Annotated in this window: 14 protein-coding genes and 1 tRNA gene; 13 read left to right on the top strand and 2 right to left on the bottom strand. The window is 63.4% G+C overall.

Annotated features, from left to right (window positions below; all coding sequences use genetic code 11):
• The first annotated feature begins 9 nt into the window (after nucleotides 1-9).
• From LZ518_RS06965 to LZ518_RS06955, 3 genes are read left to right on the top strand one after another with little or no spacing between them, the layout of a single operon-like run.
• Complete coding sequence (locus tag LZ518_RS06965; RefSeq protein ID WP_249915278.1) at nucleotides 10-690, top strand: ABC transporter ATP-binding protein; 681 nt, start codon at nucleotides 10-12, stop codon at nucleotides 688-690.
• Nucleotides 691-721: 31 nt separating this feature from the next.
• A complete protein-coding gene (locus tag LZ518_RS06960; RefSeq protein ID WP_249915277.1) occupies nucleotides 722-3,214 on the top strand; it encodes an ABC transporter permease in 2,493 nt (830 codons plus the stop codon).
• 39 nt (nucleotides 3,215-3,253) lie between these two features.
• Nucleotides 3,254-5,746: an ABC transporter permease gene (locus LZ518_RS06955; protein WP_249915276.1), complete on the top strand. Its 2,493-nt coding sequence runs from the start codon at nucleotides 3,254-3,256 to the stop codon at nucleotides 5,744-5,746.
• A gap of 90 nt (nucleotides 5,747-5,836) precedes the next feature.
• Here the strand turns inward: LZ518_RS06955 and LZ518_RS06950 are convergent.
• A tRNA-Cys gene (locus tag LZ518_RS06950) sits at nucleotides 5,837-5,910 on the bottom strand.
• Between the two features lie 162 nt (nucleotides 5,911-6,072).
• On the opposite strand from LZ518_RS06950, the gene LZ518_RS06945 reads away from it, so the two are divergent.
• From LZ518_RS06945 to LZ518_RS06900, 10 genes are all read left to right on the top strand, one after another.
• Nucleotides 6,073-6,705: a protein-L-isoaspartate O-methyltransferase family protein gene (locus LZ518_RS06945; protein ID WP_249915275.1), complete on the top strand. Its 633-nt coding sequence runs from the start codon at nucleotides 6,073-6,075 to the stop codon at nucleotides 6,703-6,705.
• A gap of 17 nt (nucleotides 6,706-6,722) precedes the next feature.
• On the top strand, nucleotides 6,723-8,159 hold the full coding sequence (locus LZ518_RS06940; RefSeq protein WP_249915274.1) for a TolC family outer membrane protein: 1,437 nt from the start codon (nucleotides 6,723-6,725) through the stop codon (nucleotides 8,157-8,159).
• Nucleotides 8,160-8,173: 14 nt separating this feature from the next.
• Entirely contained in the window at nucleotides 8,174-8,584 is a 411-nt protein-coding gene (locus tag LZ518_RS06935; protein WP_249915273.1) for a PopZ family protein, read from the top strand.
• Nucleotides 8,585-8,692: 108 nt separating this feature from the next.
• Nucleotides 8,693-10,744: a S9 family peptidase gene (locus LZ518_RS06930; protein WP_249915272.1), complete on the top strand. Its 2,052-nt coding sequence runs from the start codon at nucleotides 8,693-8,695 to the stop codon at nucleotides 10,742-10,744.
• Nucleotides 10,745-10,857: 113 nt separating this feature from the next.
• Nucleotides 10,858-13,620 carry a valine--tRNA ligase gene (locus LZ518_RS06925; protein ID WP_249915271.1) on the top strand — a complete coding sequence of 921 codons (2,763 nt, stop codon included), beginning with the start codon at nucleotides 10,858-10,860 and terminating at the stop codon, nucleotides 13,618-13,620.
• Between the two features lie 99 nt (nucleotides 13,621-13,719).
• Nucleotides 13,720-15,180, top strand: a complete 1,461-nt coding sequence (locus LZ518_RS06920) for an MATE family efflux transporter (RefSeq protein WP_249915270.1) — start codon at nucleotides 13,720-13,722, stop codon at nucleotides 15,178-15,180.
• A gap of 42 nt (nucleotides 15,181-15,222) precedes the next feature.
• Nucleotides 15,223-16,218 (top strand): porphobilinogen synthase, encoded by a 996-nt coding sequence (hemB, locus tag LZ518_RS06915; RefSeq protein WP_249915269.1) that lies wholly within the window; start codon nucleotides 15,223-15,225, stop codon nucleotides 16,216-16,218.
• Nucleotides 16,215-17,651, top strand: a complete 1,437-nt coding sequence (locus LZ518_RS06910) for a pyridoxal phosphate-dependent decarboxylase family protein (protein WP_249915268.1) — start codon at nucleotides 16,215-16,217, stop codon at nucleotides 17,649-17,651. Before hemB ends, LZ518_RS06910 begins: the two co-directional genes overlap by 4 nt.
• Complete coding sequence (locus LZ518_RS06905; protein ID WP_249915267.1) at nucleotides 17,644-18,906, top strand: APC family permease; 1,263 nt, start codon at nucleotides 17,644-17,646, stop codon at nucleotides 18,904-18,906. Before LZ518_RS06910 ends, LZ518_RS06905 begins: the two co-directional genes overlap by 8 nt.
• Nucleotides 18,903-19,478 carry a GNAT family N-acetyltransferase gene (locus tag LZ518_RS06900; protein ID WP_249915266.1) on the top strand — a complete coding sequence of 192 codons (576 nt, stop codon included), beginning with the start codon at nucleotides 18,903-18,905 and terminating at the stop codon, nucleotides 19,476-19,478. The genes LZ518_RS06905 and LZ518_RS06900 overlap by 4 nt, the downstream gene beginning before the upstream one ends.
• On the opposite strand, the gene LZ518_RS06895 is transcribed toward LZ518_RS06900, so the two are convergent.
• On the bottom strand, nucleotides 19,475-19,900 hold the full coding sequence (locus LZ518_RS06895) for a hypothetical protein (RefSeq protein WP_249915265.1): 426 nt from the start codon (nucleotides 19,898-19,900) through the stop codon (nucleotides 19,475-19,477). The two genes, LZ518_RS06900 and LZ518_RS06895, sit on opposite strands and share 4 nt — an antisense overlap.
• Nucleotides 19,901-19,960: the final 60 nt, after the last annotated feature.

Raw genomic sequence — 19,960 nt, 5'->3', positions numbered from 1 at the left:
GAATATTCAATGCTTACCATGACTGGCCTGACCAAGACCTACCGCACCGATTCCGTGGAAACGACGGCACTCGATGCGATCGACCTGGACATCGCCGATGGCGAGTTTGTCGCGATCATGGGCCCATCGGGCTGCGGCAAGTCGACTTTGCTCAATGTGATGGGAATGCTCGATAGCCCAAGTGCCGGATCCTATGTGTTCAACGGCCATGAAGTGGCCGGGCTCACCGAATCCCAGTTGGCCGACACCCGCAAGAGCAACATCGGCTTCATCTTCCAGAGCTTTAACCTGGTCGACGAGCTGACGGTTCGTGAGAATGTCGAGCTGGCCTTGCTCTACCACAATATCCCGGGCGGCGAGCGCAAGTCGCGGGTCGACCGGGTGCTCGACAAGGTCGGCATCGCCCACCGCGCCAAGCACCGCCCAACCCAATTATCGGGCGGCCAGCAACAGCGCGTTGCCGTTGCTCGGGCGCTGGTCGGGCAGCCCAAGCTGATCTTGGCCGACGAGCCAACCGGCAACCTCGATACCGCTCATGGTGAAGAAGTGATGCGCATGTTGCGGCAGCTGAACCAGGAGGGCTCGACGATCGTCATGGTGACCCACTCGCCGGCTCATGCCGATTTCGCGAGCCGGGTGGTCAACATGCTCGACGGACGGATCCTGCAGGAACGGCGGCGTGCGGCCTGAATCGCCCACCATTTGAAAAGGAACGGTGGTTATGTGGCGCAATTACTGGACGGTGGCGGTGAGGGCCCTTGCCAAGAGCAAGACCTATTCGATCATCAACATCGCCGGCTTGGCGATCGGCATGGCCGCCTGCATCATGATCCTGCTCTATATCCGGTACGAGCAAAGCTACGACGAGTGGCTGCCGGACGTCGAAAATACCTACCAGCTGCAGACATGGGGGCCGAACCCGTCCGACGGTGAGCCGTTCTTTTTCCAGATGGCGTCCTATACGACCAAGGATCGCATCAAGAAGGATTTTCCCCAGGTCCAGTCGGCCGCCTACATCCAGGACAATGGGCCGGTCTTCATCAAGGATGGCCAGGCGACCTCGACCGAAGATTTCATGTTCACGGACGACGATTTCCTGAAGGTCGTCAGCCTGCCGCTGTTGACCGGGACGACCTTGACCCAGCCACAGACGGCCGTGATCACGCAATCGGAAGCGATCAAGCGTTACGGCACCGACCGGGTCCTTGGCCAAACGCTTACCGTGATCTCTCGCGGTCTCAAGCGAGACTTCAAGATCAACGGCGTAATCAAGGACTTGCCGAAGAATTCGAGCCTTAAGATCAATGCGATCATGCGGCTCGACTATCAGGCATTCAACGTCGCAAATCCGCAGTTCCTGACCTGCTGGGGGTGCCAGTCGGGATGGGTCTATCTGAAGGTGAAGCCCGGCACCGACATCAAGCTGATGCAAGGCCAGATGGGGGCTTGGGAGAAGCGGAACATCCCGGACGAGCCGGTCGGCGACATTCGCTACAACGCCGGCGACGACCAGGAATGGCATTTCATCAATCTGAAGGACATCCATCTCGGCAAGGCCCAGGATTCCGGTATGACTCCGGGCAACGACCGGCGCACCATCACCACCTTCGGCATTATCGCGATGCTCATCCTGGCGATGGCCGTGGTGAACTTCACCAACCTGGCGACCGCACGCGCCGGCCAGCGGGCGCGGGAGGTTGCACTGCGGAAGGTGCTTGGCGCTAATCGCAAGCAGCTCATCGTCCAGTTCGTTGGCGAATCCCTCCTGATTTCAGCTGCATCGATGCTGCTGGCTTTAGCGCTGGCCGAATTGTTGGTGCACCCGTTCGCCGCGTTCCTCGATGCCGACATAAGGCTGAATTATCTTGGCCGGGACGGCATCCTTCTTCCAGCGATCGGGCTGACCTTGATGGTCGGCATTGTCAGCGGCCTGTATCCGGCCTTCTTCCTGTCGCGGTTCCAGCCTGCACAGGTGTTGAAGGCCAATCGCTCGGCCGCCGAAACGCCTGGCTCGGGCTACCTCCGGACCGCGCTGGTCGTGCTCCAGTTCGCAGTCTCGATCGGCCTCATCATCTGCACGGCGGTGATCTACGGGCAGACGGTATATGCGCGATCGGCCGACCCCGGGTACAAGCGCGACCATATTCTCCAGGTCGAAGAAATGGCTCGCGCCCAGCTGTGGCCGCTGGCCGAAGGCATCGTCGATCGCACCAAGCGCATTCCGGGCGTGGTCGCAGCCGGGCTGACCGACATCGGCATCAACACCAACAACAACAATAATAATTTCATCATCCCGCCGGGCAGCAAGAAGCAGATATTGATCGGCCAGTATAATGTCGGCGAAGGCTTCATGGACGCGATGGGCCTGAAGCTGATCGCCGGCCGCTGGTTCGACGCCAATCGCGAGATCGACGATGCCACCACACCCTATCCACCGGACCCGGCGATCGAGCAGGCAATTCACGACCGCGGCATGAATGTCGTGCTCAACCAATATGCGGTTCGCAAGCTCGGCTTCAAATCGCCGCAGGATGCGATCGGCAAGGTCGTGAAGGGTGACATGGTCGGCAACGACCTGGGCCTGATGGACGTCACTATTATCGGCGTTGTCGGCGATTCCCGGTTCCGCACCGTCCGCACGCCGATCGACCCCATCATATTCCGTAAGGTCCGGACCGGGCCCAGCTGGATGATGGTCCGCTACAACGGCGATCCGAACGCCGTGAAGGACGCGATCGAGCGCGAATGGAAGCAGGTCACCAACGATGTGCCGTTCAACGCCAAGTTCAGCGAAGACGTGATGGGTGAGGCCTATGAACAGGAGGACGCCCGGGCGCAGATGTTCGCGGCCTTCTCCATCCTCGCGGTCATCATCGGCTGTCTCGGCCTGTTCGGCCTGGCCGCGTTCACCGCCGAGCGGCGGACCAAGGAAATCGGCATCCGCAAGGTGCTAGGTGCCCGGACCCGAGATATCGTCCGGCTGCTGGTGTGGCAGTTCAGCCGGCCGGTGATCGTTGCCAATGTCATCGCCTGGCCGGTTGCCTGGTGGCTGATGCGGGACTGGCTCAATAAATTCGACGATCGCATTGCGCTCGGCCCGACCCCGTTCGTCACCGCTGCCGTGATTGCGCTGACGATCGCCATCGTCACGGTGGTTGGCCACGCTTTCAAGGTGGCCAGGGCCAATCCGATCCACGCGCTGAGGTACGAATAGCCGTCGCGGCTTGCCCGTCGACTGAAAGGAAATCTGGATATGTGGCGCAATTACTGGACGGTCGCGGTGAGGGCCCTTGCCAAGAGCAAGACCTATTCGATCATCAACATCGCGGGCCTCGCCATCGGCATGGCCGCCTGCATCATGATCCTGCTCTATATTCGTTACGAGCAAAGTTACGACAATTGGTTGCCTGACGCTGAAAACACCTACCAACTCCAGGCTTGGTATCCCAATCCGAGTAGCGGCATTCCAATCTTGAGCCAGATGTCGGCCTACGTCACCAAGGACCGCATCAAGAAGGATTTTCCGCAGGTCGAAAGGGTCGGCTATCTGCTCGACACGGCCCCCGTCATTCTCAAGGACGGGCAGGCGACTTTGGCCGAAAATTACGGCCTCGCCGATGATGACATATTGCAGGTAATCAAGCTGCCGATGCTAGCCGGATCGAGCTTGCCGGCGGCCGGCACCGCGGTCCTTTCACAGTCCGAGGCCATCAAGCAATTCGGAACGGATAAGGTCGTCGGCCGAACTCTGACTACGGTTTCGAAAGGGGTCACGCAGGATTCCAAGATCACGGGCGTCTTCAAGGATATTCCCAAGAATTCGCACATGAAGCTGAATGCGATCCTTCGCACGGACTTCAATAGCTATTGGTCGGATTCGCCGTCCTTCCTGACCCAGTGGGGCTGGCAGTCGGGTTGGGTCTACATGACGCTTCGCCCGGGAAGCGATCCCAAGGTCCTCGACGCCGCCATACCCGCCTGGGAAAAGCGCAACATCCCCGATGAAACCAACGAGGGCATTCGCACCAACCAGGGCGACGACCAGGATTGGCATTTCGTCAACGTCAGGGACATTCATCTGGGCAAAGCCCAAAATGGGGCGATGACTCCGGGCAATGATCAGCGAACGGTGACCACCTTCGCGATCATCGCCCTGCTGATCCTGGGCATGGCAATCGTCAATTTCACGAACCTGGCCACGGCGCGCGCCAGCCAGCGGGCTCGCGAGGTCGCCCTGCGCAAGGTACTTGGCGCCAATCGCAAGCAGCTCGTCCTTCAATTCGTCGGCGAGGCGATGCTGATCAGCGCCGTATCGATGCTGGTTGGCCTGGCGCTGGTCGAGTTGCTGGTGCGTCCCTTCGCCGCCTTCCTCGATGCCGATCTGGAGTTCAGCTATTTTGGCGCTGGCGGCATCCTCTTGCCCGCGATCGGCATCACGCTGCTCGTCGGTTTCGCCAGCGGCCTTTATCCCGCATTCTTCCTCTCGCGGTTTCAGCCGGCCCATGTGCTCAAGGCCAATCGCTCGGCCGCCGAGACGCCGGGCTCGGGCCGCCTGCGGACGGCGCTCGTCGTGGCCCAGTTCGCGGTGTCGATCGGCCTGATCGTTTGCACCGCGGTGGTCTACGCGCAGACCGTCTATGCCCGTTCGGCCGATCCCGGCTACAAGCGCGACCACATCCTCCAGGTCGACAATATCAATCGGCGGCAGCTGGCTTCTCGCGGGGAGATGATCGTCGACCAGATGAAGAGTGTCCCCGGCGTGGTAGCCGTTGGCCGCACCGGCATCGGCGTTTCAACCGGCAACAACATCAATACCGGAGTGGTCCCGCCCGGCGCGACCGAAACGGTGGATATTGGCAGCTATGAGGTTGACGAGGGTTTCTTCGACGCCATGGGCCTGTCGCTGAAAGCCGGACGCTGGTTCGATCCGAACCGTCCGGCCGACGACCAGACGGTGCCGTTCCCAAGTGATCCGGCGGCAGAGAAACTGGTTGCCGCGCGTGGCGTCAACGTTGTCCTCAACGAGCTTGCCGTTAAGCGGCTGGGGTTCAAATCGACCCGCGACGCGATCGGCAAGACATTCCGAGCCGAAATCTTTTCGGATGGAGTGCCCGCGACCGACCTTTCCGTCATCGGCGTGGTCGGCGACACTCAATTCCGGTCGGTACGGGACCCGGTTCAACCGATCATGTTTGGCAACGTCAACAGCGGGCCCGGCTGGATGATCATTCGATACAATGGCGACCCTCAATCTGTCCGGGCAGCGGTCGAACAGAAATGGAAACAGATCGCATCCGAAGTTCCGTTCGATGCCAAGTTCAGCGAAGACATCGTCAGCAATCTTTACGAGGCCGAGGATGCACGGGCGCAGATTTTCGCGGCCTTTTCGCTGCTGGCGGTGTTCATCGGCTGCCTCGGCCTGTTCGGCCTGGCTGCCTTTACTGCCGAGCGGCGCACCAAGGAGATCGGCATCCGCAAGGTGTTGGGCGCGCGGACCCGCGACATCGTCCGGCTGCTGGTCTGGCAATTCAGCCGACCGGTGATCGTCGCAAACCTAATTGCCTGGCCGGTTGCCTGGTGGGTCATGCGCGACTGGCTCAATGGCTTCGACCAGCGGATTACGCTCGGCCCGACGCCGTTCATCACTGCAGCCCTGATTGCCCTGACGATCGCGATCGTCACGGTGGTCGGCCACGCTTTCAAGGTGGCCAGGGCCAATCCGATCCACGCGCTCCGTTACGAGTGACGTGGGCCTAACGGGCCGCGCTCGGCTTCCCCTGGGTGCGGCCCAAACCTTGTCGGCGATATGTCGGAAATGGAGTTTCAATCCGATGGTTGGAGGCCCGAGCCGGAATCGAACCGGCGTGCAAGGATTTGCAGTCCTCTGCGTAACCACTCCGCCATCGGGCCTCGCGGGTCAGGCCTTTGGCGGCACGCCCCGTCGCTTGTCAACCGAACCTTTCGACGAATGGGTGCAGCCGCTGCTTGGCGCAGCAAGCGGCTCGCGATATGGAGCGCTTGAACCGTCACTGTATTAGTGGCATATAACAGTTCGCAACGAACGAGGAACTCATGCAAGATTTCGGCCTGGCCCGTCGGGCGATGGTTGACAATCAGCTCCGCCCCGAGGGGGTAACCGACCGCGGCGTGCTGGCGGCGATGAGCAGTGTCGAGCGCGAGCGCTTCGTGCCCGCCGAGGCGCGCGCGCTGGCCTATTTCGACCGGTCGCTGAAGGTAGCACCGGGTCGGTCGATGATGCCGCCGGCGGCGCTGGGCAAGCTGCTGACCGAGCTCGCGCCCAAGGCCGGGCAGCGCGCGCTGATCGTGGGTTCGGGCACCGGCTATTCGGCCGCCTTGCTCCGCTCGATCGGCCTCGACGTAGTGGCGCTGGAATCCGATGCATCCTTGGCCGCGGCCGCGAACGGGGCAGGGGTCGAAACGACCGTCGGCGATCTCCACAAGGGCTGGGCCAAGTCGGAGCCCTATGACCTGATATTGATTGACGGCGCAGTCGAAGAGGTTCCTGGCGCCTTTGCCAAGCAGTTGCGCGAAGGCGGGCTACTGGCCGGTGCGGTCGTCGACAATGGCATTTCGCGCCTGGTCGTCGGCCGCGCGTCGGGCGGCACGCTCGGCTTAAGGACTATTGCAGACGCGGAAGTCGAACAGCTTCCCGGATTCGAACGGCCACGGGCCTTTACATTCTGACCCAATCGGAGAGCCTAGTGACCCGTCATCTCGCCATTGCATCGCTACTTGTCGCCTTCGCCGCGACCGCCGCGTCGGCCGACACACTGCGCGAAGCGCTGGTGTCGACCTATCAGGCCAACCCGACGCTCACCGGGCAGCGGGAGGCGCTGAAGGCGACCGATGCCGGTGTGGCGATCGCCCGGTCGGCCGGCAGGCCAAATGTTACCGGCACCGTCGGCGTAACGCGCGACCTGACCCGCAGCGGACGGTTCGACACCGGCCTTAGCAAGGGCCCGTTCGTCGTTGCCGGCGTCGACGTCAACATGCCGCTGTACCAGGGCGGAACCGTCAAGAATGACATCAAGGCCGCCAAGAGCCGCGTCGAGGCCGGCCGCGCCACGTTGAGGGCTGTCGAGGGCGACATCTTCACCGAGGCCGTATCGGCCTACATGGAGGTGATCCGCACCCGCGCGACGACCGAGCTCAACGTCAACAACGTCAAAGTGCTGGAAACTAACCTCCAGGCAACGCAGGACCGGTTCGAGATCGGTGACGTTACTCGCACCGACGTTGCCCAGTCCGAAGCGCGCCTGTCACTGGCCCGGACGCGCCTGGTCCTGACCCAGGGCAACCAGGTAACGGCCGAGGAAAATTATCGGCGCGTGATCGGCAAGGCCCCCGGCCAGTTGCAGCCGCCGCCGCCGCTTCCGCCGCTGCCCCGATCGCCGGACGAGGCAGTGCGAATCGCGCTGGTCAACAACCCCGACTTGCTCGCTTCAAATCATCAAGTGGATGCTTCGGGCTATGATGTGAAGTCGATCCGCGGCACCAGGCTGCCGACCGTTTCGGCGATCGCTTCGGGCGACTTTGCCAGCACCACCGACGGCGACACCGCCGGCATCGACCGGTCGGGAACGGCCACCAGCATCGGTGTCCAGGGCCGGATTCCCCTCTACCAGGGCGGATTGCCCGGAGCGCGTATTCGCCAGGCCCAGGCGCGGGAAGGCCAGGCGCTGGAGTTCCGCATTGCCTCCGAGCGGCAGGTCGTCGCCAACACCCGTTCGGCATATGCCGACTACCAGGCGGCGGTCGACGGGATCAAATCGAGCGAAGTCGCGGTCAAGGCAAACGAGTTGGCGCTTGAAGGCGTGCGCGCCGAAAATAGCGTCGGCACGCGGACGATCCTGGACGTGCTCGATGCCGAGCAGGAATTGCTCAATAGCCAGGTAGTGCTGGTTACGGCCCGCCGCGACGCCTATGTCGCTGGCTTCCAACTGCTCAACGCGATGGGACAGGCCGAAGCCGACGACCTCGGCCTTGATGGCGGCCCGCTTTACGACCCGCTTGGCAACTATCGCCGTGTTGCCGGTGACTGGAACGACTGGTCGAACGATCCACGGCACAATACGGTCGCGACAAGCACCGTCACGCCGCAGGAGCAGCCTCAGGGCGTGACTCCCGCTGCCCAATAGGTAATAGGAGCGCCATGGCTGGTGCTCGTGAGCCCTCGATGGAAGATATACTCGCGTCGATCAAACGTGTGATCGCCGAAGAGAAGGAGATTCGCGGGGTGACGGTCGGGTCCCTTGCCGACGAGGAGCGCGAGGATGAGGACGTTCTGGAGCTCGATCCCAGCATGGAGGCTCCCGTCGCCGCGATCGATCTCGGCCCGCCGCTGATGGAAACGGAGGCCGCCGACGAAAGCCGACAAAGGCTTGAAACGCTGGCGAACGTGGCTGCCGCCGCTCCGCCGCCGCCGCAATATAACCCGCTTGAGGAGATGATCCGCGACATGCTTCGCCCGATCCTCAAGCAGTGGCTCGACGAGCATTTGCCGGCGATTGTCGACGAGCATGTGAAGCGCGAGATCCACCGCATCACGGGGCGGCCGGTCTAACGTCATTGCGAGGAGCGTAGCGACGCGGCAATCTAGACTGGATTGCTTCGCTTCGCTCGCAATGACGCGCTTGTTGCACGCGACCGTGCCTCTGCTACGAAGCGCGCCATGATCAAGCGCATCCTGCTCGCCGCCAGCGTCGCGGCCGCCGCCATTTCCGCAACTCCCGCAATCGCCCGGCCGATGACCGCCACCGACATGCAGTCGATGCGGCGATTGACCTCGCCGAGCGTCTCGCCCGACGGTCGCTACGCGATTTTCGCGCTGTCGACGACCGACCTTGCGGCCAACAAGCGCAACAATGTCGTCCACATCCTCGATTTAAAGGCCAAGGGCGCGGCTCCGCAGCCGCTCGCGGGTGCAGCGCAGGGCGCGCATGACGCCGTGTTCGGCGCCGACGGCGCGATCTGGTACCTCGCACCGGTCGGCGGCCAGGACCAGCTGTTCCGCATGGTCGTGGGCGGTCAGTCCACTCAACTTTCCAACCTCAAGGGCGACATCAGCGGTTTCAAGGTCAGCGCCAATGGCAGCCGGCTGATCGTCTGGGCCGACCGCGACCTTAAATGCTCCGATTTCGCCTGTGAGGACGTCAAGAAGGTTGAGCAGGGCGGCTCGGCCCGCGAATATGACCAGCTTTTCATCCGCCACTGGGACACCTGGGCCGAGCCCGGCGTGCGGAGCCGCATTTTCAGCTTCCCGATCGAGGGCGGCCGGATAAGCGGGGCCGGCGTGCCGGTGACCGGCGCGCTGGTCGGCGACAGCCCGTCCAAGCCGTTCGGCGGCGGCGAGGAAGTCGATATCTCGCCCGACGGCAAGACCGTCTATTTCGCCCTTCGCGAGGCCGGACGGATCGAGGCGAATTCGACCAATCTCGACATTTTCTCAGGCCCCGCGGACGGATCGGCCCAGCCGACCAACCTCACCGCCGACAATGACGGTACCGACAACCTGCCAACGCTATCGCCGGACGGCACAAGGCTGGCATATTTCTCCATGGCCCGCCCCGGCTATGAGGCCGACCGCCAGGTGCTGAAGGTGCGTAATCTCGCCACCGGCCAGGTCCAGGCACTGACCCAGAATTGGGATCGCTCGGTCGGGTCGATCGCCTGGGCGAAGGACGGCAAATCGATCCTGATCACCGCCGAGGACACGCTCGAGCAGCCGGTATGGCGGGTCGATGCGGCGACCGGCAAGGTGACCAGGCTGACTGCCGGGGGCCACGCCGGAAACGTCGCTCCCCTGGCAGGCGGCGGGGCAGTCTATACTTCGAACAGCGTGATGGCGCCGGACGACCTGTTCCGGGTCGATGCCAAGGGCAAGGTGACGCAGCTCACCGACGTCAATCGCGCGTTGCTGGCCGATCTCGATCCGGTCAGCTTCAAGAAGTTCAGCTTCAAGGGCGCCAACAATGACACGGTGTGGGGCTTCACCTTGAAGCCGGCCGGTCCGCAATATGCCGCGGCCAAGCTGCCGATCGCCTTCGTCGTCCATGGCGGGCCGCAGGGCAGCTTCAGCAACAGCTGGTCGTATCGCTGGAACCCGCGGGTCTTTTCCGGCCCGGGTTATGGCGTGGTCAGCGTCGATTTCCATGGCTCGACCGGTTACGGTCAGGCCTTCACCGACGCGATCACCAACAATTGGGGCGGCTGGCCGCTGGAGGACCTGCAGAAGGGCCTGGCATTTGCCGCGTCGCAGGATGCGCAGCTCGACGCCGACAATGCCTGCGCGCTTGGGGCCAGCTATGGCGGCTACATGATGAACTGGATCGCCGGGCAATGGCCCGACGGGTTCAAGTGCCTGGTCCAGCATGACGGCGTGTTCGACGCCCGCGCCATGGCCTATGAGACCGAGGAGCTATGGTTCGACGAATGGGAGCATGGCAAAAAGGCCTATTTTGAAGACCCGGCCGCGTTCGAGCGCTGGAACCCGGTCAACCATGTCGCCAAGTGGAAGACGCCGATGCTGGTGATTACCGGCGAGAAGGACTTCCGCATCCCCTACACCCAGGGCATCGCCGCTTTCACCGCGCTCCAGCGCCGCGACATTCCCTCGAAGCTGATCGTGTGGCCGGACGAGAACCATTGGGTGCTGAAGCCCAACAACTCGATCCGCTGGTACAGCGAAGTGTTCGACTGGATGGGCAAGTATCTGGCAAAATAGTATAGGTGGTCACCCCGGCGCAGGCTGGGGCCCAGGTTCAACTTGACATGGATGCCAGCCTTCGCTGGCATGACGGTTGTGTGTGTTGCAATGCAACGCTAACCGCCGCCGATATGACCGAGCTTTCCAAGACGTTCGAACCGGGCCCAATCGAGGCCCGCTGGTATGCCCATTGGGAGGGGCAGGGGCTGTTCCGTCCGGAACGGCCGGATGCCGACCCTTTCACCATCGTCATGCCGCCGCCCAATGTTACCGGCTCTCTGCATATCGGCCACGCGCTCGACAATACGCTGCAGGACGTGCTGGTCCGCCATGCCCGGATGCAGGGCAAGGACAGCCTGTGGGTGGTCGGAATGGACCATGCCGGGATCGCCACCCAGATGGTGGTCGAGCGCAACCTCGACAGCCAGGGCCTGAAGCGCGCCGACATGGGCCGCGAAGCCTTCATCGACCATGTGTGGGAATGGAAGGCGCAGTCGGGCGGACAGATCACCCGCCAGCTCCGCCGGCTCGGTGCCAGCTGCGACTGGGCCAATGAGCGCTTCACCATGGACGAGGGCTTTTCGAAGGCCGTGATCAAAGTGTTCGTCGAGCTGTATCGAAGGAAGCTGCTCTATCGCGCCAAGCGGCTGGTCAACTGGGACCCCAAGTTCCAGACCGCAATCAGCGACCTCGAGGTCGAGAACCGCGAAGTCCAGGGCCATATGTGGCACTTCAAATATCCGCTCGCGGGCGGGGAGACCTACACCTACGTCGAGAAGGACGAGGACGGGAACGTCACCTTCCAGGAGACACGGAATTATATCTCGATCGCCACGACCCGGCCCGAGACGATGCTCGGCGACGGTGCGGTCGCAGTGCATCCGGACGATGAGCGTTACCGGCCAATCGTCGGCAAGCTATGCGAGATTCCGGTCGGGCCGAAGGAGCATCGGCGCCTGATCCCGATCATCACCGACACCTATCCCGACCCGCATTTCGGATCGGGCGCGGTAAAGATCACGGGCGCGCACGACCTCAACGACTATGGCGTGGCGCAGCGCAACGGAATTCCGAAATACCGGCTGATGGACGGGACCGCGCATATGCGCAGCGATGGTGAGCCCTATGCTGTCGCCGCGGCGCGGGCACTGGCGATCGCCCGAGGCGAAAAAGCGAGCGAGGAGGAAATCGACGCGCTCAACCTGGTCCCCGAAGCGTATCGCGGCCTCGACCGCTACGACGCGCGCAAGGCGGTGGTCGCCGACATCGACGCCGAAGGCCTGATGATCCAGGCCGAGGAAAAGCTGATCATGCAGCCGTTTGGCGATCGTTCGGGGCTGGTCATCGAGCCGATGCTGACGGACCAATGGTATGTCGACGCGGAAACGCTGGCCAAGCCGGCGATCGAGGCAGTGCGGTCCGGCGAGATCGCTGTGGTGCCGGAAACGTGGAAGAAGACCTGGTTCAACTGGCTCGAAAATATCCAGCCCTGGTGCGTGTCGCGCCAGCTGTGGTGGGGCCACCGCATCCCGGCCTGGTTTGATAGCGACAGCAATATTTTTGTCGCCGAAACTTTTGAAGAGGCGCAACGGCAGGCCGGCGAAGGCGTTGCCCTGAAGCAGGACGAGGATGTGCTCGATACCTGGTTCTCATCCGCGCTGTGGCCGTTCGCGACGCTCGGCTGGCCGGATGAGACCCGCGACCTCAAGCGGCACTATCCTAATGATGTGCTGATTTCGGGTTTCGACATCATCTTTTTCTGGGATGCCCGGATGGCGATGCAGGGCTTCGAGTTCATGAAGGAGCGACCGTGGAAGACGCTCTACCTTCATGGGCTGGTCCGCGACTCACACGGCGCAAAAATGTCGAAGGCCAAGGGCAACGTCACCGATCCGCTTATCTTCATCGACAAATATGGTGCGGACGCGCTGCGCTTCACGCTGGCAGCGATGGAAAGCCAGGGCCGCGACATCAAGCTCGATGAGAAGCGCGTCGAGGGATACCGCAACTTCGCGACCAAGCTGTGGAACGCGGCGCGCTTCCTGCAGGGCAATGGCATCGGCGCCTCGCAGAGTATCGCCGCTCCGCAAGCTAGCCTGCCGGTCAACCGCTGGATCATCGGCGAGGTGGTCGAGACGCTGGGCAAGCTCGACAAGGCCTTCGCCGAGCTGCGCTTCGACGACATGGCAGATGCCATCTACCACTTCACCTGGGGCACTTTTTGCGACTGGTATGTCGAGCTGGTGAAGGGCGCATTCGACGACGAAACGCGCGCCGTCGCCGCCTGGGCTTTCGACCAGATTTTGGTCATGCTCCACCCGTTCATGCCGTTCGTGACCGAAGAACTTTGGCACAGCATGGGCGAGCGGCCCTACGACCTGATTGTCGCCAAATGGCCGGCGCCGGAGGCCCAGCGCGATCCAAATGCCGCGCGCGAGATCGGCGGGCTGGTCGAGGTAATCGACCAGGTCCGGGCAATGCGCGCCGAGCTCAATATTCCGTGGAGCGCCACCTTGGCTCCTCACGTCATTGGCGGCGATCCCGCAATGGTCGATCGGTTGACCAAATATGCCGCGACGCTGTCGCGCATGGCCAAGCTCGGCTCGACGGCTTTGGCCGATAGCGTGCCGCCAGGATCCGCGCAGATTGTCGTCGGCGGCGTGACCATCGCATTCCCGTTGGAAGGGGCGATTGACCTCGACGCCGAAAAGGGTCGCCTCTCCAAGTCTGTCGCGGCGGTCGAGAAAGAACGCGACGGTCTCGCCGCTCGCCTCGCCAATCCGGCCTTCGCCGAACGGGCCAAGCCGGAAGCGGTTGAAAAAGCCCGCGCCGACCATGCCGACAAATCCGCTGAGGCCGAACGTCTCCGCGCCGCGTTGGAGAGGCTCGGGTAAACCCACACTCGTCATGCCAGCGAAGGCTGGCATCCATGTCGAGGAAAATGGGTTCGAGAAACATGGGCCCCAGCCTCCGCCGGGGTGACGGGAGAGCATATGGCAGATGCAGCTGCGAAACGAGGACCCCGCGGCGACCTGACGCAGGGCCCGATCGGCAAGACCTTGCTCGCTTTCGCACTGCCGACGCTTGCCTCATCGATCCTTCAATCGCTCAACGGTTCGATCAACTCGATCTGGATCGGGCGTTTTCTGGGCGAGAGGGCGCTCGCTTCCACCTTCAACGCCAACATGGTCATGTTCCTGCTGATGGCCTTCGTGTTCGGCTTCGGCATGGCTGCCACCGTGCTGATCGGGCAGGCATGGGGTCGTAAGGACGTCGACGGCGCCCGGCGGGTCATGGGCTCGGCGGTGGGCGGATTTCTGCCGGTGGCGCTGGCGATCGCCGTCATCGGATGGATCGCCTCGCCCGCCCTGCTGCGGTTGCTCGCCATGCCGCCGGACGCCATGCCGCTGGCGCTTTCCTACTTGCGGGTAATCTTCACCGCGATGCCGGCGATACTCTTGCTGGTACTGATGATGATGGCGCTGCGCGGGAGCGGCGATGCGCTGACGCCGATGTGGTTCATGATCCTGGCGGTGGTCCTCGATGCGGGCCTCAATCCGGTGTTCATCCTTGGCCTCGGGCCGGCCCCGGAGCTGGGCATTTCCGGAAGCGCGCTGGCAACCGTCATCGCCAACTATGTCAGCCTCGGCGCATTGGTGATCTATATTTATGCCAAGGACCTTCCGCTTCGGCTGAAGGGGAAGGAACTGCGATACCTGAAGCCCGATCCGAAGCTCATCGGCGCGATCGTCCGCAAGGGCCTGCCGATGGGGTTGCAGATGATCGTCGTTTCATCTTCAGCGGTAGCAACGGTCGGGCTGGTCAATCGCGAGGGCGTCGACACTACAGCGGCATTCGGCGTCGCCATGCAGCTCTGGACCTACCTCCAGATGCCGGCGATGGCGCTTGGCGCGGCTGTTAGCGCCATGGCGGCGCAGAATATCGGCGCGGGGCAGTGGGACCGCGTCGGCCGGATCACCCGGTCCGGCATTCTCTACACCTTCGCCATCACCGGCATTTTGGTGTTGGTATTGGCGGTATCGGACCGGCCAGCGCTGGCCCTGTTCCTGGGCAGCAAAAGCCCGGCCCTGCCGATTGCCGAGCATATCCAGATACTGGCGACGTGGAGCTTCCTCCTGTTCGGCGTGACGATGATCCTGTTCGGGACGGTTCGCGCCAATGGAGCCGTGGTCGGGCCTTTGGTTATCCTGGCGGTCGGCCTTTATCCGGTCAGGTTCGGATTTGCCCTCGGCGCCTATCCATGGCTCGGTGCCGACGCGCTGTGGCTCAGCTTCCCGGTCAGCAGCCTCGCCAATATGGCGATGGCGATCGGTTTTTATCGCTACGGCGGCTGGCGCAAGGCGCGAATGATGCCGCCTCCCGGTGTCGATGAGGCGATCGAGGAGGCCGAAGGGCTGACAGAGCCGGGCGGGCGCATCAACCCGGCTGGCTAACTCCCTTCCATTCCCGCTGCCAACTCGGCTAGAGCGCGGCCCATGGTAACGCCCTCATTTCCATCAATGCGGATGCGCCGTGGCCGCTCTTCGCCATGGATCCGCGACATGCTGGCCGAGCATCGGCTCCACCCCAGCGACCTCATCTGGCCCTTGTTTATTTGCGAGGGCGAAGGGCAGGAGGAGCCGATCTCGACGTTACCCGGGGTAAGCCGCTGGTCGGTCGACCGGCTGGCGGAGAAGGCGCGGGAAGCCCGCGACCTTGGCATTCCCTGCATCGCGCTTTTTCCCAATACGCCGCCGGCACTCAGGACCGACGATGCGCGCGAGGCACTCAACCCCGACAATTTGATCTGCCGGGCGATCAAGGCGATCAAGGATGCGGTGCCAGAGGTCGGCGTGCTGACCGACGTGGCGCTCGATCCCTACACTGCCCACGGCCACGACGGCGTGGTCGACGACAGGGGCCGGGTACTCAACGACGAAACCAGCGCGATCCTGGTCCAGCAGTCACTGGTGCAGGCACTGGCTGGGGCGGACATCGTCGCGCCGTCTGACATGATGGACGGCCGCGTCGGGGCGATCCGCGCCGGGCTGGAGAAGGCCGGGCTGATCGATGTGGCGATCATGGCCTATGCCGCCAAATATGCCTCCGCCTTCTACGGTCCGTTCCGCGACGCGGTTGGCTCGCGCGGGCTGCTGAAAGGCGACAAGCGCGGCTATCAGATGGATCCGGCCAATGGCGCCGAAGCGCTGCGCGAAGTGGCATTGGACCTGGCCGAGGGCGCGGACATGGTGATGGTCAAGCCGGGCCTGCCTTACCTGGATGTGCTGGCGCGGGTGAAGGACGCATTCGGCGTGCCCACCTTCGCTTATCAAGTGTCAGGCGAATATGCGATGATCGAGGCCGCCGCCGCGGCCGGTGCTGGCGAACGCGAAGCCCTGGTGCTGGAGACGCTGCTGGCGTTCAAGCGGGCCGGAGCAACCGGCGTTTTGACCTATCATGCGCCGCTGGCCGCGCGTCTGATGGCCGGATGACCATTACCCGGGGGGAGTTGGAGGCGCTGAAGGCGGCGATGCAGCCGCTGGAGCCCGACACGGATGACCGGCGCCGTCTCGGCGGCGAAGTGCTCGACCATGCGCTGGACTATCTCGAGGCGCTGCCGGAGCTACCGTCGAACAACAGCTGGGACGAAGTGTTCGCCCAGAAGCTTGACCCGGAGTTCACCGAAGGCGGGCGCGGGTCGGCGGAGCTGCTGTCCTATTTCGGCCAATGCGTGAACCGGCCCGGATTCACGACTACGTCGCCTCGGTTCATGGCCTATATCCCCGGTGGCGGACTATTCTATTCGGCGCTTGGCGATTTCCTTGCCGCAGTATCGAACAAATATTCGGGATTTGCCTCAGCCAGCCCAGGTGCCGTGCGGATCGAGAACGCCTGCTGCGCCTGGATGGCGAAAGTCATCGGCTATCCCGAGACCAGCGCTGGAACGCTGACGTCGGGCGGCAGCATGGCCAACCTGACCGCGGTCGTCGCAGCGCGCGAGGCGCGCGATCCGGATGGCGGCGGAGCGGTCTACATGACCCGCTTCGTCCATCATTGCGTCGACAAGGCGCTGCATATCGCCGGGCGTGGGAGAGCGCCGCGGCGCTTGATCGACACCGATGATCGTTGCCGGATGGATGTGGCTGCGTTGGTGACGGCAATCGAGCGGGATGTGGCGAACGGCGTTCGGCCATGGCTGGTGATCGCGTCGGCCGGGACGATCGACACCGGATCGGTCGATCCGATCGACGATATTGCCGATGTCTGCGCCAAACATGGCATCTGGTTTCATGTCGATGGGGCTTATGGCGGCCTGTTCGCGCTGTGCGACGAGGGGCGGGCCAAGCTCAGCGGCATCGATCGCGCCGACAGCGTCGCGCTCGATCCGCACAAGACCCTGTTCCTGCCTTATGGCACCGGTGCGGCGCTCGTCCGCGACGGCAACCAGCTGCTCCATGCCTTCACCGCAAGCGCCGAATACATCACGCCGCTCGGCGAGAGCGAGGTGGGTCCGTCGCCTGCCGATCTGTCGCCTGAATTGACGCGTCATTTCCGCGGCATGCGGCTGTGGCTGCCGCTGCAAATGGGCGGTATCGCGGCGTTTCGCGCTGCGCAGCAGGAAAAGCTGGGACTCGCCCGATACTTCCACGCACGCCTTTCGGAACTTGCCGGGTTCGACGCCGGTCCGCCGCCCGATCTTTCAGTGGTCGCCTTTCGCTATCAGCCCGAAAATGGCGATGCCGACGCGCCAAGTGAACGATTGCTTCAGCATTTGCAGCAAGAAGGTCGAGTGATGTTGAGTGGAACGCGGATCGATGGCCGATATTATATTCGTTGCGCGATCCTGTCGTTCCGTACCCATGTCGAGCATGTCGACGAGCTGATCGAGGCGCTCCAGCGCGGGGTTAAGGCGCTCCATGGCTGAGGACGCTCAACCGGTCGTCGCGACGCGCCGGGACGTTGGAGTTTGGGGCGCGGCGCTGCTCGCGCTCAATGGCATGATCGGCGCGGCGATTTTCGGATTGCCGGGCAAGCTCGATGCCGCGGTGGGCAGTTTCGCGCCCTGGCTGCTGCTGCTGGCCGGAATCGGCATCATGCCCGTCGTGGTCTGCTACGCCGACCTCGCCGGCCGCTTCCGTGAATCGGGAGGCCCGCAACTCTATGCCGGCAAGGCCTTCGGGCGGTTCGTCGGTTTCGAGGCGGGGTGGATGCTCTACGCCGCCCGGGCGGCGTCACTGGCCGCCAACGCCCATGTGCTCGCTGCCTATGCCGGCGCCCTTTGGCCGGGGCTCAACGCGCCGCTGACGATCATCGTCACGATCAGCGGCATTACGCTGGTGAACGTGATCGGTATCCGCCGTGCCGTCGACACGCTCGGCGCCATGACCATGATCAAGCTTGCGCCGCTGATCGTGATCGGCGCGCTTGGGCTGCTGCTGACGCCGATACCGGCACCGGCATTGCCGCAATTCTCGGCCGTCGAAGGGGTGGCCCTGGCCGCGCTCTATGCCTTCGTGGGGTTCGAGGCGGCGACCATACCGGCCGGCGAGACGCGCGATCCGGAGCGCAATATCCCGCGTGCGCTACTGCTCACCGTTGCCGGCGTCACGCTGCTCTACGTGGCTGTCCAGATGGCCTATTCGGCGTCTGGGCTGGGCGAAAATGATGCGCCGCTCGCGGCGCTTGCGGCAAGGTCGATCGGACCCGTCGGGGCGGTCATCCTCGGTTTCGCGGCGATCGCGTCGGTCCTGGCCAATCAGTTGAGCGCGGTCACCTCGATTTCGCGCATTACATCGAGCTTTGCCGATCAAAGCCTGCTTCCGCGATGGTTCGGCAAGATCTCGCCGCGCTTCGCAACTCCGGTGAACTCGATCCTTGCCGTCGGCGGCATCGGGCTGGCGCTGGCATTGTCCGGTTCGTTCATCTCGCTGGCGGTCATCAGCACCGTTTCCCGGCTGTTTGCCTACTTCGCCTCGATTGCCGCGATCCCGCGGCTGGATTATCTTGAGGGTAAGATGCGATGGGGCCGAGGCATTATCTTGCCGCTGGTTGCCGGCGCGCTGATCCTGTGGGCGTCATCCCATTCCAACCTGGCCGAATGGCAGGCGTTTGGGGCGTTCCTGGCGATTGGCGCCCTGCTCTACCTGATCGCCGGAAAGGGCCGGAGATCGGCACAATGACCCTGGTAGTTGCCGAAACGGCCCGTCTGCGGCTGCGCGAATGGGGTCCGGGTGACGGTGAGCGCTTTTATGCGATCATGAACAAGCCGGCAGTCATGCGGCACCTCGGTGGGCTTCAGGACCGGGCAAGCTGGGACGCTGCGGTCGATCGGCTGACTGGGTATCAGCGTGACTTCGGCCACACATTCTGGCTGGTCGAGCGCCGGTCGGACGATGAGCTGCTCGGCTTCTGCGGCCTGAAACGGGTCAATTCGCCCGGCGGAGAAGGGCTGAGCGGCCAGTTCGAGGTCGGCTGGAGATTGCGCGAGAGCGCCTGGGGGCAGGGCTATGCCAAGGAGGCGGCGATAGCGTCGCTGGACCTGGCCTTCGATCGTTTGGGGGCGCCGCATGTGGTGGCCCTTACCATCAGCGCCAATGTCGAAAGCCAGGGGCTGATGAAACGGCTTGGCATGACTCGCCGCGAGGATCTCGATTTCATCGACACGCGCTTCGGCCCGGAAATGAACCCGTCGATCGTCTATCGCATCGATGCGGCGGAATGGCCGGCCGCGCGCGCCGCCGCGCTCAGCTAGCGTTCGAGCTGGGCTTTAAGGCGATCGATCGCCCCGGATTGTTCATCACTGATCGCCGCCACTTCGCCGGCGGCGCTGGCGATCGCTTGCTGGTCCGCCGGACCGATCCAGTGCTGGCGTTCAAGCTGGCCGGCACTAATTGCATCGATGTTGGCGGCGACCTGCGTCGTCACTCCATATTGCTCGATCAGTCGCGACAGCGCCTGCTGCGCCGCGATCCAGCTTTCACTGGCCATTGGGCCGGCAGCGGCGGCAAGCCGATCGGCTTCAGCCTGCCTCGCATTGAACTGGGACGTACCGGCCTGGGCCTGCCTGACCAGTTCGGCCAGCTGCGCGACGAGCGCCGCATCGACCGCGCCCGGCGGCGCATCGCTCGGTATTGGAACGCGGGGATCGATTGCCTCCGCCGATCGGGGCGCCAAGCTCGGCTCCGTCCCTGCGTTTGGGGTCGAACAAGCCGTGGCGAGGGAGGCGGCGACAAG

Origin of the sequence: Sphingomonas brevis, assembly GCF_023516505.1 — a bacterium.
GTDB classification, from domain to species: domain Bacteria; phylum Pseudomonadota; class Alphaproteobacteria; order Sphingomonadales; family Sphingomonadaceae; genus Sphingomicrobium; species Sphingomicrobium breve.
Note: the sequence above shows the minus strand (reverse complement) of the source record. Positions and strands in the feature narration are given on the sequence as shown.